We start from the raw sequence: 22,338 nt of genomic DNA, 5'->3' as shown, positions 1-22,338 counted from the left end.
ATACCTTGTTTGTTTGGCTAATCAATATTTTACGATTTATTTTTTAAAAGTGCTATTCGACCCTGGTAACACTCGTAGTAGCTTGGATATGTGGCCAGTTATTAACAGATTTGTTCGTATCTAAAAATACAATCGGAGAATTGATGATGTTGCTGACAGATGCATTTATAAAAAAACAGCTAAGGGAGTTAAACGCTAAAAAATTAGCTGGAGAGAGTATCGAAAAGGAATTGCGCTTGTCCGATGGTGGGGGGTTATATCTACTGCTCAAATCCAGTGGCAGTGCTTATTGGCGATTACGTTATCGATTTCAGGGTGAAGACCGTTTGACTTCATTTGGTGAGTATAAGTACATTCCTTTATCTCTAGCTCGTGAAAAACGCGAAGAGTATAAAGCCAATATTGCAAGAGGAATTGATCCCCGCGGAATAAAAGAGCAGGAAAATGTATTAACTTTCCGAGAAGTGGCCATGCAATGGCACGATAGTAATAGGCAGTGGTCACCAGAGCATAGTCGGCGTATTTTAAAATCCCTGATGGATGAAGTTTTTCCTCAGTTAGGTGAAAGCAGTATTAAATCCCTTAATGCGCAGAAGCTATTACAGCCTGTAAAAGTCATTCAGGCATCAGGGCGTTTAGAATTAGCATCGCGTATTTATCAACGCATTAATTCTATTATGACACTGGCGGTTGACAATGGATTATTGGAGTTTAATCCCATTGCCCATAAATCTGGTGCATTAATAAAGAAGAACACAGTCCATCGCCCGGCTCTGGAGTTAGAAAAAATACCTGAGTTACTGAATCGAGTTGATGAGTATAAGGGCCGAGAATTAACGCAGCTGACAATTAAATTCCTGTTGCATACTTTTGTCAGATCGAGCGAAATGCGTTTTGCCCGCTGGAAGGAATTTGATCTAGAGAATGCAGTATGGACCATTCCCTCTATCAGGGAAGAAATACCCGATGTGAAATTTTCATATCGTGGTTCGAAAATGAAAACACCTCATATTGTGCCATTGAGTGATCAGGCACTGAAGTTAATTAAAAGCATTAAGGAGTTCACCGGAAATAGAATATTTGTCTTTACCAGTGATCACTATCCAAAAAAACCAATGAGTGAAAATACCATTAATCATGCATTACAAACGATGGGGTATAACACCAAAAAAGAAGTTTGTTCTCATGGATTCCGTACTATGGCATGTAGTGCACTTATTGAGTCAGGAAAATGGAGTCGGGATGCCATTGAACGACAGATGAGTCATCAGGAAAGAAACAATGTACGTGCGGCTTATATCCATAAAGCTGAGCTTATTCCGGAAAGAAGAAAAATGATGCAGTGGTGGTCTGATTATCTACAACAAATTCATCATGAATTTAAGCAGCCTTACTCTTTTAATACTAACAAATAATTTACTTATATAGAGAGGTATATCATGGATAAGTTATTATCATTTAATCAGGTTATGGATATCACAGGTTATTCGCGACCACGTATTTATGAGTTGATAAAGTTGGGTTTATTTCCAAGGAAAATAAAAATAGGGGCAAGTAAAGTCGCTTTTATAGAAAGTGAAGTGAATGACTGGATTCAGAATAAGATAGCCACTTCTTTACGATAATCTAACTTCCAAAAAATAACTGTCTTTTTTGGCAGTGGGTAACTATTGCCAGAATATAATTAATTTTAATATGGATATCAGAAATGAGTCATGTAAAAAATAACAGAAACAGACATGAACACGTCATCAATAAACTACCCATCAGTGTAGGATCGGCTGGCTATGATAAACAAAATAGCTATGTAATGAAAAATTATATAACGGAAAATTCTTTATGTAGTATTTACGGGCCGAGTGGATCATATAAAAGTTTTCTTGCTATATCTTGGGCGTGTCATATCGCAACCGGTATTGAGTGGTCTGGTAATAGAGTTAATCCGGGTGTTGTGATTTATATTGTAGGTGAGGGGGGGATAGGTGTCAGTCGAAGAGTAAAAGCATGGGAAAATATATATGAAAAAAAAGTCAGTAACCTTATATTAGTCAATCGGCCGGTGTTTCCTGCCGATCCCTCAGAACGGCGTGATTTACTGAATGGGATAAAATACATTGAAGGGAAATGCCGATTACCCGTCAGATTGATTATTTTTGATACGCTAGCACGTTGTTATGGCAATCTGGATGAAAATAACTCGAAAGATATGGGGAGTCTGATTGTTGGATGTGATGCGATAAAAAATGGAACATCAGCCAGCGTCCTTCTTGTACATCACTCGGGTAAAGATGAAACGAAAGGTGCCAGAGGCTCAAGTTCATTAAAAGCGGCACTGGATGTTGAATTTAATGTGAAAAAAGATAAAGAAAACCAATCGCTAATTTTGTCCTGTACCAAAATGAAAGACGCGGAAGAACCAAAGAGCCATGCTTATAAATTGTATGAATCAGAGTTATTTATAGATAATGATGGTGAAAGGATTTCTTCTCTGGCGGTCATTGATTATGCTCGAGAACCAATAAACCTATACCCCGAATTATCACATGTTTCAAATCTGAGCGATAACCATAAAGTAGTTTGGGAGATAATTCATAAAAACTCTTCAAATGGTGGTATATGTACTAAAAAAATGCTTCGTGATGATTTGAAGCAACGGGGTATTGAGGTTAAGCACTTTCATCGATGGGTGAAAAAATTTATTGATGATGGGATGTTGCTAGAAAATGATGAAGAACTACTACTCGTAAGATAGCAAGTGTTTACATATCTACATGATATAAATGATTTTTTATCGGGAATTGAGATATAAGATTTATCAGCTTTTTGTGTGATAGAGCTTTTTTCCTGCCGCCTCATTACATTCGTTGGCCAACGCCTCACGACCGGACAATAAATTGCCCTGCCGTGAGGCGTTTTGCTTATTGGCTTTGTGTAGCTAACGCCATCTCCTGTTGACAGGACTTCTGAGTGAGGTTCTGGTTTTATGTGATTTGAAGATGGATACGGTTGAATCGACGAACTGCATGACTATCTATCTGAGGATCGCAAAATATCCGGAAAAAGCTTCTGATATCAGAGGCATAATCACCGCATATGAAATCTACCAAAACCTATGCCAAAAATTTCGACCTAGAAATTCCTCTGATATGATTATAGATGTAAATGCGGCATGGATACTGGCCCGTGACTATAGGACTGAGGAAATAAAGATGGTGACGTGTACTCACTGTAATCATCACTTCATATCACCCTATGATGAAAAACCTAAACACAAATGTCCGTTCTGCGATAACTGAGCAGACCGTATAGAAAACAAAAAGGTAACGATGACGATGAAAAAACTGATGGTTCTAGCAACGGCTGTAATCTTGAGTGGTTGTATCGGGGGGAACAAAAACGAGATCACTCCGATGCCAATAGATAGCAATCCTTCTATCGCATTGCAGTATGCTCGTGCGATGAACCTACGTTTGATCACTGACTATGAAAAAGGTCAGTACGTCATTTTCAATGAGAATACGGGAAAATCATTCCGGCCACTTAAAGAGCCGGTTGTTGTTGGTCAAAAAGGTGAGATGAAACAATCGGGTAACGGATCTGCTGATGTGCTGGCGGGCTTTATAACTCACACCGCCTTCATCCCTGCGCTTAGTGTTTTGACTGCTCGTACCCCGGTTCCTTATTCAGACGGACTAGCAAGAATTGCAACATGGGGAGGCGGGGATCGTGCTGAGAACACCAAAAAAGTGAGTGAACTTTTAGAACAAAAATTACCATTATTTAATGGTTTTTCAGACACATCGGTTTGTACGGATTCAGATATAGGGTATGTAACAACTACAACAAAAAACATTAATGCCAACGGCACATTAAGCGTTATAGATTTAGCCACACTACCTAAGCCACCCTACAATGCACCGGCAATAGTTCAGCCATTAGTTGTTAGTAGTTGTTTCAATGTATTGTCTCAGCGCAAAGATAATGAGCAAAACGTTATTGATTTCAGTGAGTCATTGGGCGAGCAATGGGCTATTTTTGTACCGGGTAGCCCACTAGGTCAGCCGGTTGTTTACAAGGATGGCAAGCCATTCTATTTCGTTAAATAAGAATTAAATTTGAGCATAAACACCCGTAGAACGCGGGTTTTTTTATGAGGAAAACATTAAATTAAGGGCTAAAGGAGGTGCGGTTTCCAAACTTGGGCATAACTCACATCAGCGTATCGGTGTGGCGTAGTGTGAAGCGGCGCATATGGTAATCCCACGCACTTTCTCTTAATAATATAATCTTTAGCTTATATTATTGTTCTATAAGTCATAGCTTATAAGTGGATGGTATGTTGACAGTATTTTTTAGCCAACGATTTGATGACTGGCTGAGCGAACAGGATGACGCGATTCAGGAAAAAGTGCTGGCGGATTTGGGCAAGTTACAGATGTATGGCCCTGAATTACCCAGGTCCTATGCGGATACGCTCAAAGGTTCGCGATAAAAGAATATGAAGGAGCTGCATATTCAGTTTTCCGGGCAGCCGATACGCGCATTTTATGCTTTTGATCCTATTCGCCGGGCGATTGTGCTTTGCGCCGGGGATAAGAGCAATGACAAACGATTTTATGAGAAACTGATCCGTATTGCTGAAAATGAGCTTGCCGCGCACCTGAAAAATCTGGAGATAAACAAATGAGAACACTCGATAATGTGATTGCTGCACGCTCTCCTGAAAGCCAGGCCAGAATCAAAGAGATGTTTGATGAAATGATCCTTGAGGTCAGCTTGCAGATGATGCGTGAAGAGCTGCAGCTTTCACAGAAGTATGTGGCGGAAATGATGGGAGTTAGCCAGCCATCATCCAGCTGGAGCAGTGGGGTAATGATCTGAAACTTGCCACATTGAAGCGATGGGCGGTAAGCTCAGTCTGGATGTTGAATTACCCACTGGGACGCGCATCGCGTTTCATATCTGAATCATTTTTCCCTTAACCGATAGCTCATTAAGGCGATACGCTCCTGTCGTTCCTTTCTCCCCGTACAGTGAATCAAGCTCTATACGGGGAATGAACCTCGTCGCCATGTGATTCCCCATTTTCTTTCCCTATAGGCACGCAATCTGGGGAATAAATTTAATCCATTGTTAATTAAAGATTTTAACTTCCGGTCTATGGGCTGTATCTTGTCGTGTTTATCGATAAGAAAAGGGGATTCTGTCGGGAAAATGTTGGGCAATGATCATCTTTGGTATTATTTCCTACGATATTGATGTTTAAGCAAGGTTAATCTCTTGATTAAAAACAGTACAGTGCTATGATTTTGAGAGATATTTCCCAAAATCGAACTTTTCAGCCGGTGCTTGGCAGCAATAAGTGACGGGTGATTGCGAGAGGAGCCTGACGTTGACCACCTCGATTCCCCCTTTATCAGCGAACTTTGCTTTTCTGGGAGAGTATGACCCGCTTTTTGTGCAGATAACCGCAACGGCTGAGCAGGTGTTTGCCAGTGACCCGAACACCACGCTAATGAAACTGCGGCAATTTGGTGAAGTCCTTGCCCAGAATATTGCTGTTCGGTTAAATATCAGTCTGGAAGATAATCCCAGCCAGCAAGAACTGCTTTATCGACTGGACAGAGAACTACAGATCGACCCCGCCATTCGCCAGCTGTTTCATACCTTACGTATCGAAGGGAATAAAGCGACCCATCAGTTCCAGACCAAACACCGGGAAGCCATGGATGCCTTGCGCATCGCCCGAGCCTTAGCCATTTGGTTTCATCAAACCTTTGGCAACGCCGGAAGTGGGTTTAATCTCGGCCCCTTTACCGCGCCTCACGATCCCAGTACTCAGTTAACCCAGTCCCAGCTCGCCATTGAAAAGCTGAAACAGACGTTGCTGGCCACCAACCAAAAGCTAGAAAGCAGCGAACAGCTACAGGCGTTACTCAAACAGCAAAAAGAAGAGTATGCCCAACTGGCCGAAGCGATGGATCAGGAGGCGCAGGAACAGCAAACCCTGCTGAAAATCAATCAGCAAGATTTGCTGTGCTTGCAAAAGGAGTATGACGCTAAGTTAAAGGCGCTTCAGGAACAGCTTGCCCAACAGGCGCAACAGGTAGTTACCGCTCAGCGTAAAGAGTTTAATCGTAAGTCCAGTTCAGCCCGTAAGCAGGTGATGACCGAAGAGCTGACACGTATTCTGATTGACCAGCAGCTTAATGAGTGGGGCTGGCTAGCAGATACTCAGGAACTGACCTACCAAAAAGGCGCTCGCCCAGAAAAAGGGGTTAATAAAGCCATTGCTGAATGGCCCACCTCATTGAAGGGTGAGCGTGGCAGAGCCGATTACGTTTTATTCTGTGGGCTAATCCCTATCGCGACGGTTGAAGCAAAAAAGAAAAATGAAAACGTCGCCGGAAAAATTCCCCAAGCTGAGCGTTACAGCAAAGGCTTTCAGTTTGATGCCTCCTTAACGCCAGCCTGGAAGGAAGAGGGGTTAACTGTAGGCTGGGATGACGGTACCGGAGAGGTGTTCCAAATCCCCTTTGTATTCTCCTGCAATGGACGCCCTTACATTAAACAGCTGGCAGAGGTTTCCGGGACTTGGTTCCGGGATGTTCGCTCTCCAGATAATACCCGCTACCCGTTAGAGAATTTTATTACACCTGAGGGGCTGATAGACCGCCTCCATCGCAGCCGGGCTGATGCCGAAGCCAAACTGCATAATGAACCTTTTGGCTACCTTGGCTTACGTGATTATCAGGAAAAAGCGGTTAAAGCGGTGGAATCGGCCTTGGAGGACGGGGCTCGTGAAGCGCTGCTGGCGATGGCCACCGGCACCGGTAAAACCCGCACCATTATTGGCCTGATCTACCGCTTTTTAAAAGCTGAGCGCTTTAAACGAGTTCTGTTTTTGGTTGACCGTTCAGCCCTCGGGGAACAGGCTCAGGATGCCTTTAAAGAGGCTTCATTAGAGCAAAACCAGACCTTATCGCAGATCTACAATGTTGCTGAGCTGGGGGATATGGCGGCTAAAGCGGAGACCCGCGTTCAGGTGGCTACGGTGCAGGCGATGGTCAGTCGTATCTATCGTTCAGGTAATCCGCCCGCGGTGGATACCTTTGACTGTATTATTATCGATGAGGCGCACCGGGGATATACCCTCGATCAGGAGATGACCGAGGGTGAACTGGCTATCCGTGATAATGCTCAGTATCTCTCCAGCTATCGTCGGGTGCTGGATTACTTTGATGCGATAAAAATTGGCTTAACGGCTACTCCAGCCAAGCATACCAGCGAGATTTTTGGTCATCCTGTCTATACCTATTCTTACCGCGAAGCGGTGGCGGAAGACTGGCTCATCGATCATGAGCCGCCGATTCGCTATACCACATTGCTCAGTAAACATGGCATTCACTTTGATAAAGGGGATGAGGTCAGTGCGATTGATACCGAAACCGGTGAAGTGGATACCAGTGAACTGGAAGATGAGCTCGATTTTGATATCGAGGCCTTTAACCGCCGGGTGATTACCGAAGAGTTTAACCGGGTGATTTGTGAAGAGCTGGCGAAAGAGATCGATCCTGCCGGGAATGAAAAGACGCTGATTTTCTGCGCCACCGATGCCCATGCGGATATGGTTAAACGCTTATTGGATACTGCGATGGGCGATATCCATCCTGATTTTAACCAGGCCGCGATACAAAAAATCACCGGTAAAAGCGATCAGGTGAGTAAGCTGATTAAATGCTTTAAAAATGAACGTTATCCGAGTATTGCCATTACGGTTGACCTCCTGACCACCGGGATTGATGTCCCACCTATCACGCATTTGGTGTTTTTGCGGCGCGTGAAGTCCCGCATCCTCTATGAGCAGATGATTGGCCGGGCAACACGGCGCTGCGATGAGATCGGTAAAACCGTATTCTGGATCCACGATCCGGTAGATCTCTATGCCACGCTGCAAGATGTCAACACTATGAAACCGCTGGTAAAAAATGCCGGGGTCAGTATTGAACAGCTGGTTGAAGAGCTCGCCAATGATGATGTGCTGGCCACCGCCCTCAACACGCCGGGGAACAGCGCCACGGAAACGCAAGCGGATAGCCTGCTTAATCAGCTGAGCCAAAAAGTGATGCGGGTGCTGCGTAAAGCCGAAAGCACAGCCGACAGACAGCCGGAGGTGCGTGAAAAATTAAATGAGCTGGAAGCCTTATGGGGAGTTGAACCCAAAAATCTGCATAAGCATCTGCATAAAATCGGCCCGCAGCAAGCCTCCGTGTTTCTAAAACAGCACCGTAATCTGATTACGCAGCTGGAAGATGTAGGGGCATTGCTGGGCAGTGAATATCGCCCGGTGATCTCTGACCATAAAGATGAGCTGATCAGTAGAGAGCAAAATTACGGTCGCTATCAGAAACCGGCGGACTATCTGCAGAGTTTTACCGAGTTTATCAAAAATAACCTCAACCAGTCCGCAGCCTTATCGGTGGTGGTAAATCGCCCGCGCGATCTGACGCGGGAGCAGCTTAAAGAGATCCGCTTATTACTGGATGAGGCGGGCTACAGTGAGGCTAGTCTGCGCTCTGCTATTCGCACGGAAAGCAATCAGGATATTGCTGCCACCATTATCGGCCATATCCGCCAGGCGGCTCTGGGTGAATCTTTGGTGCCGTTTGAAGAGCGCGTTAAACAAGCACTGGATGGCATCTATGCTCAGCATCGCTGGACCATCGTGCAGAAAAAGTGGCTGGATCGTCTGGCTAAACAGCTGGTACATGAAGTGGTAATGGATAAACACTTCGTAAATCAGTGTTTTTCTGATGCCGGAGGCGCGAAGAGAATCAATGTGTTACTGGATGATCAGTTAGACAGTATCCTTGAGCAAATGAACGACACCTTGTGGGCTCCAAAAACCGCCTGATCGTGCTATCCTTTCCCGTAATTTTTCAGCAAACAGGCTGGGTTACCAGCCTTCTTCGGAATACCTATGAGCAATAATAACGAAATCGTCCAGAAACTCTGGAACCTGTGTGATGTACTGCGTGATGATGGCATTAACTACAGCGACTATGTCACTGAGCTGGTATTACTGCTGTTTATCAAGATGGTGCATGAGAACACTGAAGCTGAGACACTGGATAAACACACTCTGCCAGAAGGCTGCCGCTGGACAGATTTAAATGCGAAATCCGGTATTAACCTGCTGAATGATTACAAACAAATCCTGCTGAAACTCTCTACCGGTAAAGATGCTGAAGGCAAGCTGGTGCATGCAGACCCGCTGATTACCGCGATCTATGCCGATGCACAGACCCGTCTGCGTGAGCCACGCCATCTGGAGCAGTTGATCCGATCTCTGGATCAAATCGACTGGTTTAGTGTCCAGAAAGATGGTCTGGGTGACTTATATGAAGGTTTACTGGAAAAGAACGCCGGTGAAACCAAGTCCGGAGCCGGGCAGTATTTTACCCCGCGGGTACTGATTAATAGCATGGTTAATTGTATCAAACCCCAGCCGGGAGAAGTGGTGCAAGACCCTGCGGCAGGCACCGCCGGTTTCTTAATCGCTGCGGACCAGTATATTAAGTCTCACACCGATGACCTCTATGATTTGACGGCCAAAGAGCAGCAGTTTCAGAAAAACAAAGCCTTTGTCGGTATTGAACTGGTGCCTTCTACCCGCCGTCTGGCGCTGATGAACTGCTTGCTGCACGGCATGGAAGGGGACGATCAAGGGGTGGTGCATCAAGGCAATGCCTTGGGTATGGCCGGTCAGGCGCTGGCGAAAGCCGATATTATTCTGGCTAACCCGCCCTTTGGTACCGCGAAAGGGGGCGAAGCCAGTATTACCCGGGACGACCTCACCTATCCCACCAGTAATAAGCAGCTGGCCTTTTTACAGCATATCTACCGCAATCTGAAACCGGGTGGCCGTGCGGCCGTGGTTTTGCCAGATAACGTATTGTTTGAGGCCGGAGTCGGCACCGATGTGCGTCGAGACCTGATGAATAAATGTAATCTGCATACTATCCTGCGCTTACCCACCGGGATTTTTTACGCCCAAGGCGTGAAAACTAACGTACTGTTTTTCACCAAAGGTACCGAGGCGGATAAATACCAGGAAGAGAACTGCACGCAAAATATCTGGGTCTATGACCTGCGTACCAATATGCCAAGCTTTGGCAAGCGTACCCCCTTCAATGAAAACCATTTAAAACCTTTTGAAGGCGTTTTCGGTGACTCGCCCAACGGCAACAGCCAGCGTCAGGAAGGGGAGTGGAGCTTTAACGCTGAAGAAATTGAGGCCCCTGATACGGCTGAAAATGACAATGTGGCCGAGCGCCTCACAACCAGCCGCTGGCGGGTCTTTACCCGGGAGTGGATCCGCGACACCAAAGGCGATTCGCTGGATATCTCCTGGCTACGGGATAACAGCAGCGTCGATGCTGCCAGCCTGCCAGAGCCCGCCGTACTAGCTGGAGAAGCCATGAGTGAACTGGTACAGGCCCTAGGTGAGCTTGATGCATTGATGCGGGAGTTAGGGGCAGGGGAAGAGGCTGACGCGCAGAAAATATTAATGAATGAAATATTTGGGGAACAAGAGGCATGAGTATTGATAAATTCCCTGATGGATGGACTCAAGTAACTTTACAAAGTATTGCTAGTTGGGGCTCTGGCGGAACTCCATCTCGGAGCCAGAGTGAGTATTATAATGGTGAAATTCCATGGATTAAAACCGGCGATTTAGGCCCTAGAATTATCACTCAAGCCAGCGAATTTATAACCGAAGCTGGTGTTAAAAACTCGAGTGCTAAATTTTTCACTAAGGGTTCGGTCGTCTTAGCAATGTATGGGGCGACTATTGGGAAAACGTCAATTTTAGGTATTGATGCAACTACTAATCAAGCCTGCGCTGTCGGTACTCCTACTGCAGGAGTTACTTCTAGTGAGTTTTTATATTATCTTTTACTTAATGAGAAAAAGGCTTTTATAAAAAAAGGAAAAGGTGGGGCACAACCCAATATTTCTCAGGCTGTTATAAAAGAACATACTGTATGCCTACCTCCTACCGCCGAGCAAAAAATTATCGCCGATAAACTCGATGACCTTTTGGCTCGCGTGGAGAGTATTAAAACCCGGCTGGAAAATATCCCTGAAATTTTGAAAAAATTTAGGCAGTCGGTGTTGAGTGCTGCGGTGAGTGGGAAGTTGACTGAAGTTAATGCAAGTGATTATAAAGAAGTCAGTTCCGTGGCTAAAGTCATTGGCGGCTTAACAAAAAATGGGAAACGAAACCAAATTTCTCAGCAATTTCCATATTTAAGAGTTGCAAACGTTTATGAGAATGAACTTAGACTTGATGACATGTCTGTTATTGGAGTACAAGATAAAGAGTTAGATCGAGTTCTTCTTCATGATGGGGATATCCTTATTGTTGAGGGCAATGGAAGCTTAGATCAAATTGGTAGAGCTGCAATATGGAATGGTGAAATAGAAAATTGTGTTCACCAAAACCATCTGATAAAAGTTCGAGTTAATGATGATATTAATAGTAAGTTTTTACTTTATTATTTTATGTCACCACAAGGGAAAACGGAAATTGTTTCTAAAGCAACTTCCGGTGCTGGTTTATATACTTTAAGTATATCTAAAATATCATCAATAAAAGTTCCTATTTACACAGTAACAGAGCAGGTAAGCATTGTTAATGCTATTGAAAAATTATTTTCATATGTAGGCTCTATCGAAAAAATATTTGATAATACATTATCGAAAATAAATAATCTTACCCAATCCATCCTCGGCAAAGCTTTCCGTGGTGAATTAACCACCCAGTGGCGTGAGGAAAACCCCGAGCTGATTAGCGGGATTAATAGTGCGGAAGCATTGCTGGAAAAAATTACCGCTGAAAAACTGGCGGCTGGCACGATAAAAAAACGCGCTAAAAAGTCTTCTCACTAAAATCAGCCCACGTTAGTGGGCTATAATAAAATCATTCTCTTGATGAAATGGCTATAAAAACTATCTGTCATTTTTATAGCAGTCAGTTAGTTAAGATTGTAGCCATCAATGCGTGATCCTAAAACATTTTTCCAATAGGATTCTCTGGCATAGACATCATCTGCACTTGAATTAATATCCAATACTTCCAGTATTGTGAATGTGATATCATGCATTCTGGTCTTTTCTTTAAATAAATCAACTAAGCCAAGATTACCACCATGACCAGATTGATAATATTCGACCCACCGTTGCCATATACCATTAATGCCATCAGCCTTTCCTATATATAATTTCCCTGTTTTAGTATCGGTGAGAACATAAATACCTTTAACCGATTTTAAGGCCGTTTCCCATGAGTTGATATTAAGTTCAATAATTCTTTCTAATTCATATCTTGTCAAGCTTGTTTCTTTGTAACTTTTAAATTCTTTGAATCCTAATTTTATTGGTTTAATTTCAACGATATTTAAATCATCAGAAAGTGTTTCTCCAAGCAAGTAAGAAGTTCTACCTCTATAAGAACTTGATACATATAATCGGCCACTATACTCCTCTGTTTCTTTCACCGGCAGAAGATCATAAACATAGTTTATACTGCTGTTATGATTATGGTTAGAACGTCCATTTTTAATATAAAGACCTGCGAATAACCATCGTCTTCCTGATTGTATCAGTGAAACGACAAACTTTTTCTCAAAGTTTTTCTTGTTTTGATATTTTTGCCAATTATCGAACTGACCAAATCTATAGACGTTTAGAGGGTTTTCAGTACCATTGTATCTTGCGAGGTGTATTTTTGATTTTGTATGATCAAACTCAGGATAAACGAGCTTTATATATTTAAATAGTTGCATGCATCACCTTTTTTATAATGATGTTAAATTAAAAGCATCCATAATGCTATTTTAGCTGTGGGTAATGGTAATGTCGAACTTTATCTATAACGAAGGGATTTGTTTTTATTATTGATTGTCGTTCCTTAGGTGTAATTATCGAACTCTTTGTCGGGGGCATAATTATGTCATATTTTATTTAACTAATAATATTTTTTGAGCTATATTTAACAAAGTGAACGCTTAGTTTATTTATTCGTATCTCACGCCTTTTTATTTCCGGAGAATTACTATGGTACATAAGAGAACTGACGTTAATTTTCAATCATCTCTTAATGAAAAAGAAGCAAGTCAGGAGTATCTTGCGGGTGATTATATCGGTTTGGAAATTGTTGTGGAATATTACGATTTTGCGCTGGATAATTTTCAGCGTGAAATTTTGCACTGGTTTAAGCCTATCTTTACTTCCGGTAAGTTACAGGTTGGTGTACAGCAGTTAGTGAAAAAGCAGCTTCCTGAGATTAAGCCACATTCTATTGAAGTGAATGTGATACCTGAGATCTTGCCTTTCGATGATGAAAATGGCGATATACTGAGCCTGCTGCAAATCTGCGGTTTAAGAATGACTGACTGGCAGCGCATTCACGCGGGTGTAGAAGTGACCACGCTGCCGCTTTGGCATGGTGAGGAAGAAGAGATCGTGCTCAATTTCTCCCCTAAGGTCCCGGCGGAGGTGATGCAGTATGTGAAACGCCTGCATGGCTGGACAGCCTATACCGGCATCACGGTGAGTGAGATAGACCCAGGCATTATCGCCCATCACGGACTTTTACCGTATATCGCTGAACCGCGACAATCAAAAAATCTATAAATATCAGCTGGTTTTCCTTAAACCATGAGTCCGGCCTTCGCACCATAAGAACATCAAGAGACGTCAACCGACGTCTTTTTTTGTATCTGAAATCCCAGTTTTACAAGGCTTTTCCCCACTTTTCAGTCTTCCCAAGTATACTAAGGTCAACCCACATCAAGTACCTACTGTTGGTATATGTGTTGGTATCTCTCGATTCGATAATAGTTTGTACCAACAGAAGGAGATAAATCATGGCTCTTACTGATGCTAAAGTCAGGGCTGCCAAGCCTTTGGATAAATCGTATAAATTAACAGACGGTGATGGTATGCACTTGATGGTACATACCAACGGCTCAAAATATTGGCGTTTGCAGTACCGCTTTGGTGGTAAGCAAAAAATGTTAGCGCTGGGTGTTTATCCTGAAATCTCACTCGCAGAAGCCAGAGAGAAAAGAGATGCCGCCAGAAAGTTAATTGCTAATGGATTTGATCCAAGCGAAAAACGCAAAGAAGTGAAAGAAGAGCAACAAAAAGAATTTAATACATTCGAGAAGGTTGCACGTGATTGGCATGCAACTAATCAACGATGGTCTGAAGGGCATAGTCATCGAGTCCTCAAAAGCCTTGAAGACAATATCTTTGCTGCTATTGGTAAACGTAATATTGCCGAACTGAAAACTCGCGATCTACTCGAACCTATCAAGGCCGTAGGGATGTCTGGACGTCTTGAGGTTGCAGCACGTTTACAGCAACGTGTGACAGCTATTATGCGTTATGCCGTACAAAGTGGTTTGATTGATTATAATCCGGCACAAGATATGGCTGGCGCAGTTGCGACAGGTAAACGAGTCCATAGAGCGGCCTTAGAACTTAAACGCTTACCTGAGTTCTTACAACGCATCGATGATTATAAGGGGAGACCTTTAACTAAACTTGCAGTCAAACTTACCTTGTTAGTCTTTATTCGTTCCAGTGAACTGCGTTTCGCTCGTTGGGATGAAATCGATTTTGATAATGCAATGTGGACGATCCCCGCTGAACGCGAAGCGATAGAAGGGGTTAAGCACTCACATCGTGGATCAAAAATGCGCACTACCCATTTAGTTCCTTTAAGCCGACAAGCTATTGAGATCTTAAAGCAGATCTATCAGTTCAGCGGTAACCACGAGCTGATTTTTATCGGCGATCATAATCCTAGAAAGCCAATGAGTGAAAACACGGTTAACAACGCATTACGTGTGATGGGTTATGACACTAAGACGGAAGTTGTCCACTCCCCATTAATTGAGACACATTAAATTAGAGTTTTCTAACTGTTTACGATAGGCCTCCGGTGGGAGGTGATTTAAACTTTCGTGAGTTCGATTTTGGTTATAATCTTGTAGCCAAAACCATGCTAATTCTCGAACTTGGCTTAACGATTCAAATAAATACGCATTTAAAAATTCACGACGGAACGAACCATTAAAACGTTCGATAAATCCGTTTTGTTGTGGTTTTCCTGGTTGAATATGGCACAGCAAAATTTGGTTATCTTCACAATAATTCAATAAGTTAACTGAAATGAGTTCAGGTCCATTATCGACTCGGATCTGTTTTGGCAATCCTCTTTCGGCTTTTAAACGTTCAAGCACCCTGATAACACGTTCAGCCGGTAATGACGTATCAACCTCAATCGCCAAGCATTCTCGCGTTCCTTCATCAATAATATTGAGAGTTCTGAAGCGCTTACCGCAATATAAACTATCGTGCATAAAATCCAATGCCCATTGAATATTCGGGACTTTTTCAATTACTAATGGTCTTTTTTCACGCTTCGGAAGCACTTTTTTAACCCGTAGTTTCAGATTCAATCCTAATCGACAATAAACACGATAAACTCGTTTATGATTAAAAGGATAGCCTTGAAATCTCAGTCGGAAATAGCACTTCCAGAATCCCGATTGTGGCGATTTCGCTAATACAGATTGTATGGCATCGATGACGATTCTATCTTTCTCGCGCCAATTTTGAGTCTTTCGATAAAACGAAGCGCGAGGTAGCGATGTTAGTTTACACGCTCTAATGACTGATAAACCCGCGGCCTTTAATGACTGAGCACAGGATTTCTTTTCAGCCACTACCAACCCTTTTTTGCGAAAAGCTCCTTCATCGCGTGGTTTTCAAGGCTAACTTCCGCAAAGAGCTTTTTTAGTTTCGCGTTTTCATCTTCAAGCTCTTTTAATCGTTTAACATCATTAGCTTCCATGCCACCATACTTTGATTTCCAGTTATAGTAAGTCGCGTTGCTGATCCCATTTTGGCGGCAAATATCTTCCACTTTCATGCCAGAATCAGCGAGTTTTAAAATATTAACGATTTGAGTTTCAGTAAAACGGGCTTTTTTCATTATGACCTCTGCAAATTTTAGGGCAGAAAATCTAATTATAGCTGTCTTATTTTAGGGGAAGTGGACAAAGTCTGTGGGCATGGTTTTAGAACGATGGCATGTAGCTCGTTGATTGAGTCAGGATTATGGTCGAAGGATGCGGTGGAACGCCAGATGAGCCACCAAGAGCGTAACTCAGTGCGTGCGGCTTATATCCATAAGGCGGAGCATATCGAGGAACGGCGGCTGATGGTGCAGTGGTGGGCAGATTATCTGGATGTGAATAGGGAGAGGGATATTTCACCGTTTAGTTTTGCAAAATATGGTAATTAATTCACATATTAATTTATTTAAATGTGGAAAAAAATCTATATTCATTAATAAGATAAATTACATTATGCTAAGAAGTTTTATCACAATGTAATTTATTTCATCATTTTTTATATATCATAGTAGAAATCAAATTTTAATCAGAGGTGGATTCATTCACTACATGAAATAATATTTTTGCTAATTTTATATTTCCATTTGATAAAATAATATCATTTATTTTTTTATTTATTATCAATTTCATAAGGTTAAATACTTTATCAACATTATTTTTTTCTGAGAAAAAGGTTGGTATAACATTATTCATTATTTCAACGAGCAATTTTTTGAAGTCTTCAATATCATCTTTTGTTAGTTGTAGGTTACGCATCTGTTTATGTGCATCTACTTCTTTAATTTCAGAGGGTAAGAGACCAAAGCCTATGCAACTAGAATAATTTCTGTGAGTTCTTGATTTTTCTAGCAATTTATTGGAAAAACAAGAAAGAAAAAATAATTCAGTATCTTTAAATAACTTCATATCTTTTAAGCTGATTAATGGTTCTCTATCAAAGCTAGTACTCATTCCACCATATAAAACATCTTCTGTGCTATGGCCTATAAATAATACTTTTGAATAATTATTTATAGATTTTATTTCGTTGAATGAATTTATATAGCCATCTTTACTTGCTTCACAAGTTATAATGGTAATATCATTACTGTCTATGAATGATTTAAGACTATCTATTATTGAACCTAAAAATGCTGTAGAATCATCATTAGGAAAAATTACATAATTCATTGTTTATTTAGCTCTAAAATATGAGAATAAGTTAACTCTGTCATATATTTTTGAAATTCAATACCATGATGGGTATCACGATCAATTTCACTTGCTATTTCGCCAAGTTTCTTATCTTCAAATTTGGGATATATATATTGGAATTTTTTCTCAGGCTCTTTATTTAGCAGCTCAACAAGATGAGATTTAGGTGAATAATTTTCACTTATTCTTTTTAGTAATCCAGTTAATTCTTCTGATAAATTATCTCGTTTATAGAATGCATGAATATTTAATTTTATTAATTTAAATATTTCATCATTTTTTAAAACAAAATCTTTAAACTTATTTTCTTCTCCTGAATAACAAATAAATTTTGCATTTTTAAATCTGTAATTTTTTGATTTTGCTGAATTTATTATCCATTTTATCAATAGATATCCATTTAAACTTTCACTTGAAAAGCTGAAATCACAAGAAATAACATCGTATTTTTTGTTTTTGTGATTCTCTTCAATATGTTTTTGGATCTTTAAAAAATCAATATCATTATTTTCACCTTTAAATATGTGATTTTGTGGATTTATAATGTCAACATGTAATTCAATACCGAACCTCTTAAGGGTTGTAGTGATCCGATCAATAGTTTGTTCAATGTTATTATCATCTAATATTAAAATTTTCATCAATTTCATTGGAATATTACCTCAAAAGATGCTCCAGACAATTTAATCTTATTTCCTATAAACTCGATAGATGCATTCATTTCTTTTAATAGCTCCCGAGAATAGAATAGCCCAATTCCTGAACCGGATAACCCCGTAGGAGGTTCATCTCTGGCCCCTAGTTCAAAAATTCTTTCTGGGTTTTCTAGAAATAAGCTAGAAAGCCCAGTTCCATTATCTGATATAATCATGTTCAATTTATTGTTTATTTCAGAGTAAGTTATAGAAATTTTATCTGCATTCCATTTTGTTGCATTGGAAAAAAGGTTATCTAGAACTATTGATAAATTAAGTACACTAACACTTTTGAAGAATTCAATATTATTATCTTTAATATCTATAGATATGTTTTTATTTCCTAACGTTTCTAAGTAGATAGCTGAATATTCTCTAATATACTGAACTATATCTATATTTCTTATATCTATGTCTTTATCAAATCCTGAGCGAGTGGCAATTTCAGTTAATTTTAAACTTTTAACCGAATGTAACTTTATTGCGCTTAACTTTTTAATTAGCTCATTACTATCAATTTCATCATGTTCAATAAGATCAATTAAATAATCAATTCCTTCTTTTATTTCGATACTATTTAATTTTATAGTGTGAATTAAACCATCGGCATCAGGACTTAATGTTCTTCGGGTAGCAAGAAGATAGGCTTGTTTCTTTTTTTCAATAGTTAATACTTTTTTTGTATTCTCATTTTCAATTTTAGCTTCAATAATTTCTTTATTTGCTTGGTGTATTTTTTTATTACTTGTATCTATGATTTTTCGTACAATTCCTTTTTCTTTTGGCGATAATTCATCTAAAGATTTATCTTTTGTACTCTTTAAAAAATCATTCAAAAAACGATGAAACTTTTCTTCATTAATAGATTGAATTTTTGATATTATTTCATAGTTTATTTCTACATCGATAAGCTCAAAGTTAGATTTTATTATTTTATGTACTTCAGATTTTACCGATTCTTCTGATAGTGATTTTGTGATAAATCTATTGGGATTTTTCATTACATCTTCTGATGAAACCACATTCTTTTTTCCAAGAACATCTATGAGTCTATTCCAATCTGTACCTTTAACAACAAAGCTTTCTAGCTGTCTAATAATGGTAGTTATATAACCGTATTCTTTTCTTTGATTTTTTAATGTAACTTTTTCTTCCACATCATATGCCACTAATTCATAATACGCCTGATTATGAGCAAGCCCTTCCCTACTAGTGATAACAGAGAATGAGTCATTTTGGTCATTGATGTTTACTCTACCAATTATATCTCTAGTACCGAAATTTCTAGATGTACCTTGCGATTTACGTTGATCCAATCCTAACCAATCATTTTTTTCATTCCCGTAAGGGGATATTCGGAATGAATTATAAAATAAAAAAATAGAACCATAGTTATTAGGTTTTATTCCAAAGCTTTTAGTAAAATAAGATTTAGATAAGGAATCTAAATAATGAACTTCGATATTAATGTTTTTCAGTGATGAATAAGGATTTATTGCTTTATAAAAATAAATTTTCTCACCTTGAAAGTAAAGACTCGTTGTGATGTATTTGCCATCCTCATCTATATTGGATTGGATATGAGTAGTTCTAAAGGATAGCTTCTTTAATATATTGTTATTTATTTTTTTATTTGTTTTGTTTTGCAGTTCTTTATTACTAAAATCAATATTACTTTCAAAGAAAACCTCAAAAGAATCATCTAATGTAGGAGAAAATTTTTCAATTTCAGTTATTAATCTTCTTATTTTTGATTCTTCCCAATTACTTCTGAGATTTTTAATTACTAAAACAGTTCCTTGATTAAAATAATTTTCATTTATGTGTTTTAAAAAAATATTTTTATCTAATATTTCTACTTTAAGTGGAACGTCAGATATTACTTCATTCTGACCTCTATTTTCAAAAAGAGTCCAATCAATTGATAATCTTAAATATTCATCGGTTGGTGATTTTGTGTATAACTCTAACATGGAACCTAGTCGATCACAGCTGAATCTACCAACACCCTTATTTCCAGCATATACACTGTCTCTTTTATTTTTTTTCTCAGAATAAGCTATGTTTAACCATTTATTTTTGAGATCTGATCTTGACATTCCACTACCAAAATCTTTCACTATAATTGTGGAAACGCTGTTATTAGATCCAATTTCTCTTTTATTAAAAGAAAGGATAACTTTAGATGACTTTGCATCCTTCGAATTTTTAATTAATTCAATGATAGCGACATTATCATTGTATATTAATCCTCTACCTACAATATCTTTTATTCCAGCATTAGCAACAAAATTAACTTCTAGGCTAGTATCAAGATTAGTTATACCATTACTATTCATTATGCTCACCTATATTTTTCATTAACATTCCTAAAGCTTCACCAAGCAATGGAGGAACAGCATTTCCTATTTGTGTATATCGAGGACACTCTTGTTTTCTTCTAGACCCGCCTGTTGTGTATTTTCCAAGTATTTTGAAATCATCAGGAAATGATTGAATTCTAGCCATTTCCCTAACGGTTAATATTCTAGGTTCTGAATAGTGCAATAGGTCATCAGGCAACGTAGTAAGTGTTTTTGATGGTAGATACTCATTTAGTACTGTTATAGCTTGTTTTTTTGTGCCTACTTTTAGTCGCATGGCATCATTTAAGCTAATACCGGGGACACAAATGCTTTGAATCAGTTGAAATTTTTCAATAGTAGCTTGTTTATGTCTAGCTAGTCTAAGGCTGTTTGGTATTTCCTTTTGGGAGTTTTTACGTATCAGTTGTATATATTTAGAGCCTTTTTTAGGTGGTTCATAATTTATTTTTTTAAATCCAGTAATTGAATTTCCTGAGTGATACTTAGTGCCATTTTTGTTTATTGATAAATCATCAATAGCTTCTTTTACACTAATATGTTCTAAAGGAAGGTTTTTATGTATTAAAAAACTTGTTCTGTGTTTTTTTAATAGCTCAAAAGGGTTAAAATTATCAGATGGTAAATGTTCAATCTTGATGCCAATCATTATGAATCTAGTTCTTTTTTGAGGTACACCATAATCAGCACAACATATATAGTCATGAAAAATCTTATAGCCTAAATGCTCTAATTTTTCTTTGACTATCATTGAGTATGGCTTTCTTTTTTCAAGTGATGAAACATTATTGAAAACAGAATCAAATCCTTTTACGTTTTCTAATAATAAATATTTTGGAGAGACTAAATTGACTACCTTAATATATTCTTCAGATAGTTTATTTCTAGGGTCGTTTGAGTTCCGTTGGCCTGCTAGAGAAAAACCTTGACATGGTGGTCCACCAGCTAACAAACTAACTTTTCCTTTTAAACGTAATAGTTGCGGAGTGTAATTTTCTAGCAGTTTCTCTACGGTCATACCTTCTTTGGGTAACCACTGAGGCCATTCAAAATGTGAGTTTTCTGAGTCAATTAAATTGTATTTGAATGTAGAAAACGCCATCTGATCTTTTTCAATTGCAAATATGCCTTTCCAACCAGCTTGACCTAGCCCTAAAGACAATCCACCGCACCCGGAAAACAGGTCAATATAAGTTAAATTACACTTATCATCCAAATTTTCTGTCATGCACTGTTATCTCTCAATGAATTATAAAGTTAATTGATTATTTTTATTTGTGTAAAAAGGCTGTTTAACATAGGACAGATATAGTTATATTGTTTTCAACCAATTGAAAAACACTAGTTCTTGATTTTTGTATTAATTCTAGCCTATCAGTTTTTTGACTCAAAATTGCTATTATAATGGTACTGATTTTTCATGCAACATAATGCTTAAGTAATTTTTTAGTATGTAATTAAAATTAAAGAAAGTATTAGGGGGTAAGGTAGTAATCGGTCGTTGCTCATTAAGCCGATTTCAATGGCATCTTAGACATATAACTGCTCAGGAGGCATTTTAGCGTGCATCAAGTGGTACAGGTATACCTGAAATGACAGTGAGTGTGCTGTCTGTGTCAGGAATACGTATATTCGCTACCATCAGTTTGTGGCTATTCTAAATATAGGGATGGCACATTCCCTGAGCAACTGCGAATTTGGTAAGACCGACAAGCCAGTGTTGTTCATGGCACAGCAATGTCTCATGCTGGACATGATGTTTTTTTCATAATGGAATTTTCGGTTTGACTTACATGTTGATGTTACTAATGTAGAATAGGGTAGTGATGTGATGGTTAAGCTCTGGACTCGGCAATGCGTGCCTGTAGCCAATTTTCAACCTCGCTCTTTAACCAGCGAGAGCTACGTCCCAGTTTTATCGGCTTTGGAAACTCCCCATCTTGGATCAATTTATAAAACCATTTATCTGTTAGTCCGGTTAAACTGGTTATAAATTTCATATCAACGAATTGGTCATCTAATAAGGGAATCGCTTGAGTGCTCATTATTGAACTCCTGTCTTTAAAGTTAAAAGGCAGAAGGGATATCGAT

The 22,338-nt window shown here is 39.4% G+C and carries 16 protein-coding genes and 4 pseudogenes; 13 read left to right on the top strand and 7 right to left on the bottom strand.

The genetic code is table 11. The annotated features are described in order from the left end of the window. Positions 1 to 146: 146 nt before the first annotated feature. From M1F26_RS17345 to M1F26_RS17305, 10 genes and pseudogenes are all read left to right on the top strand, one after another. Positions 147 to 1,415 carry a tyrosine-type recombinase/integrase gene (locus tag M1F26_RS17345; protein WP_164529377.1) on the top strand — a complete coding sequence of 423 codons (1,269 nt, stop codon included), beginning with the start codon at positions 147 to 149 and terminating at the stop codon, positions 1,413 to 1,415. Positions 1,416 to 1,439: 24 nt separating this feature from the next. Then, on the top strand, positions 1,440 to 1,625 hold the full coding sequence (locus tag M1F26_RS17340; protein WP_164529228.1) for a helix-turn-helix transcriptional regulator: 186 nt from the start codon (positions 1,440 to 1,442) through the stop codon (positions 1,623 to 1,625). Between the two features lie 83 nt (positions 1,626 to 1,708). Further along, a complete protein-coding gene (locus tag M1F26_RS17335) occupies positions 1,709 to 2,752 on the top strand; it encodes a helicase RepA family protein (RefSeq protein WP_226693088.1) in 1,044 nt (347 codons plus the stop codon). A gap of 244 nt (positions 2,753 to 2,996) precedes the next feature. Further along, positions 2,997 to 3,296, top strand: coding sequence for a FlhC family transcriptional regulator (locus M1F26_RS20040; protein ID WP_164529227.1), 300 nt, complete (start codon positions 2,997 to 2,999; stop codon positions 3,294 to 3,296). A gap of 36 nt (positions 3,297 to 3,332) precedes the next feature. Next, positions 3,333 to 4,106, top strand: a complete 774-nt coding sequence (locus M1F26_RS17330; protein WP_164529226.1) for a hypothetical protein — start codon at positions 3,333 to 3,335, stop codon at positions 4,104 to 4,106. A gap of 230 nt (positions 4,107 to 4,336) precedes the next feature. Then, positions 4,337 to 4,687 (top strand): annotated as a pseudogene (locus M1F26_RS17325) (type II toxin-antitoxin system RelE/ParE family toxin). Beyond that, positions 4,684 to 4,966 (top strand): annotated as a pseudogene (locus tag M1F26_RS17320) (helix-turn-helix domain-containing protein). Before M1F26_RS17325 ends, M1F26_RS17320 begins: the two co-directional pseudogenes overlap by 4 nt. Before the next feature lie 426 nt (positions 4,967 to 5,392). Then, the gene (gene hsdR / locus M1F26_RS17315) at positions 5,393 to 8,914 is read left to right on the top strand and encodes a type I restriction-modification system endonuclease (protein ID WP_164529225.1); all 3,522 of its coding nucleotides are present in this window, start codon (positions 5,393 to 5,395) and stop codon (positions 8,912 to 8,914) included. A 66-nt stretch (positions 8,915 to 8,980) separates the two neighbouring features. Further along, positions 8,981 to 10,603, top strand: a complete 1,623-nt coding sequence (locus M1F26_RS17310) for an N-6 DNA methylase (protein WP_164529224.1) — start codon at positions 8,981 to 8,983, stop codon at positions 10,601 to 10,603. Then, positions 10,600 to 11,955 carry a restriction endonuclease subunit S gene (locus M1F26_RS17305; protein WP_164529223.1) on the top strand — a complete coding sequence of 452 codons (1,356 nt, stop codon included), beginning with the start codon at positions 10,600 to 10,602 and terminating at the stop codon, positions 11,953 to 11,955. Before M1F26_RS17310 ends, M1F26_RS17305 begins: the two co-directional genes overlap by 4 nt. Before the next feature lie 86 nt (positions 11,956 to 12,041). Here the strand turns inward: M1F26_RS17305 and M1F26_RS17300 are convergent, their stop codons facing one another. Next, entirely contained in the window at positions 12,042 to 12,851 is an 810-nt protein-coding gene (locus M1F26_RS17300; RefSeq protein ID WP_226693090.1) for a GIY-YIG nuclease family protein, read from the bottom strand. A gap of 271 nt (positions 12,852 to 13,122) precedes the next feature. Between M1F26_RS17300 and M1F26_RS17295 the strand changes: the two genes are divergently transcribed. Both M1F26_RS17295 and M1F26_RS17290 read left to right on the top strand, forming a co-directional pair. Then, a complete protein-coding gene (locus tag M1F26_RS17295; protein ID WP_164529221.1) occupies positions 13,123 to 13,701 on the top strand; it encodes a hypothetical protein in 579 nt (192 codons plus the stop codon). Positions 13,702 to 13,934: 233 nt separating this feature from the next. Next, a pseudogene (locus M1F26_RS17290) lies at positions 13,935 to 14,951 on the top strand (tyrosine-type recombinase/integrase); the annotation flags it as partial. 12 nt (positions 14,952 to 14,963) lie between these two features. Here M1F26_RS17290 and M1F26_RS17285 read toward each other — a convergent pair. Continuing rightward, a protein-coding gene (locus tag M1F26_RS17285) for an IS3 family transposase (protein WP_094301244.1) occupies positions 14,964 to 16,072 on the bottom strand; the annotation gives its coding sequence in 2 pieces (ribosomal slippage) (positions 14,964 to 15,820 and positions 15,820 to 16,072; 1,110 coding nt in all). Between the two features lie 66 nt (positions 16,073 to 16,138). Between M1F26_RS17285 and M1F26_RS17280 the strand changes: the two are divergent. Then, positions 16,139 to 16,384: pseudogene (locus tag M1F26_RS17280) on the top strand (tyrosine-type recombinase/integrase); the annotation flags it as partial. 133 nt (positions 16,385 to 16,517) lie between these two features. Here M1F26_RS17280 and M1F26_RS17275 read toward each other — a convergent pair. From M1F26_RS17275 to M1F26_RS17255, 5 genes are all read right to left on the bottom strand, one after another. After that, positions 16,518 to 17,165, bottom strand: a complete 648-nt coding sequence (locus M1F26_RS17275) for a hypothetical protein (protein ID WP_318837623.1) — start codon at positions 17,163 to 17,165, stop codon at positions 16,518 to 16,520. Beyond that, positions 17,162 to 17,839 carry a hypothetical protein gene (locus M1F26_RS17270; protein ID WP_153673793.1) on the bottom strand — a complete coding sequence of 226 codons (678 nt, stop codon included), beginning with the start codon at positions 17,837 to 17,839 and terminating at the stop codon, positions 17,162 to 17,164. The genes M1F26_RS17275 and M1F26_RS17270 overlap by 4 nt, the downstream gene beginning before the upstream one ends. Further along, positions 17,836 to 20,223, bottom strand: a complete 2,388-nt coding sequence (locus M1F26_RS17265; protein ID WP_153673794.1) for an ATP-binding protein — start codon at positions 20,221 to 20,223, stop codon at positions 17,836 to 17,838. The genes M1F26_RS17270 and M1F26_RS17265 overlap by 4 nt, the downstream gene beginning before the upstream one ends. Then, the gene (locus M1F26_RS17260) at positions 20,216 to 21,475 is read right to left on the bottom strand and encodes a DNA cytosine methyltransferase (protein ID WP_153673795.1); all 1,260 of its coding nucleotides are present in this window, start codon (positions 21,473 to 21,475) and stop codon (positions 20,216 to 20,218) included. Before M1F26_RS17260 ends, M1F26_RS17265 begins: the two co-directional genes overlap by 8 nt. A gap of 607 nt (positions 21,476 to 22,082) precedes the next feature. Next, positions 22,083 to 22,292, bottom strand: coding sequence for an AlpA family transcriptional regulator (locus tag M1F26_RS17255; protein ID WP_318837622.1), 210 nt, complete (start codon positions 22,290 to 22,292; stop codon positions 22,083 to 22,085). Positions 22,293 to 22,338 lie beyond the last annotated feature (46 nt).

Source organism: Providencia sp. PROV048, assembly GCF_033688165.1.
Lineage (GTDB): Bacteria > Pseudomonadota > Gammaproteobacteria > Enterobacterales > Enterobacteriaceae > Providencia > Providencia hangzhouensis.
This window is presented reverse-complemented; position numbering and strand designations above follow the sequence as displayed.

Coding starts and splice junctions, on each gene's coding strand:
- M1F26_RS17265 (WP_153673794.1), bottom strand. CDS start 20,223: ATGAATAGTAATGGTATAACTAATCTTGATACTAGCCTAGAAGTTAAT.
- M1F26_RS17260 (WP_153673795.1), bottom strand. CDS start 21,475: ATGACAGAAAATTTGGATGATAAGTGTAATTTAACTTATATTGACCTG.
- M1F26_RS20040 (WP_164529227.1), top strand. CDS start 2,997: ATGGATACGGTTGAATCGACGAACTGCATGACTATCTATCTGAGGATC.
- M1F26_RS17300 (WP_226693090.1), bottom strand. CDS start 12,851: ATGCAACTATTTAAATATATAAAGCTCGTTTATCCTGAGTTTGATCAT.
- M1F26_RS17255 (WP_318837622.1), bottom strand. CDS start 22,292: ATGAGCACTCAAGCGATTCCCTTATTAGATGACCAATTCGTTGATATG.
- M1F26_RS17345 (WP_164529377.1), top strand. CDS start 147: ATGTTGCTGACAGATGCATTTATAAAAAAACAGCTAAGGGAGTTAAAC.
- M1F26_RS17340 (WP_164529228.1), top strand. CDS start 1,440: ATGGATAAGTTATTATCATTTAATCAGGTTATGGATATCACAGGTTAT.
- M1F26_RS17305 (WP_164529223.1), top strand. CDS start 10,600: ATGAGTATTGATAAATTCCCTGATGGATGGACTCAAGTAACTTTACAA.
- M1F26_RS17310 (WP_164529224.1), top strand. CDS start 8,981: ATGAGCAATAATAACGAAATCGTCCAGAAACTCTGGAACCTGTGTGAT.
- M1F26_RS17270 (WP_153673793.1), bottom strand. CDS start 17,839: ATGAAATTGATGAAAATTTTAATATTAGATGATAATAACATTGAACAA.
- M1F26_RS17275 (WP_318837623.1), bottom strand. CDS start 17,165: ATGAATTATGTAATTTTTCCTAATGATGATTCTACAGCATTTTTAGGT.
- M1F26_RS17295 (WP_164529221.1), top strand. CDS start 13,123: ATGGTACATAAGAGAACTGACGTTAATTTTCAATCATCTCTTAATGAA.
- M1F26_RS17335 (WP_226693088.1), top strand. CDS start 1,709: ATGAGTCATGTAAAAAATAACAGAAACAGACATGAACACGTCATCAAT.
- M1F26_RS17330 (WP_164529226.1), top strand. CDS start 3,333: ATGAAAAAACTGATGGTTCTAGCAACGGCTGTAATCTTGAGTGGTTGT.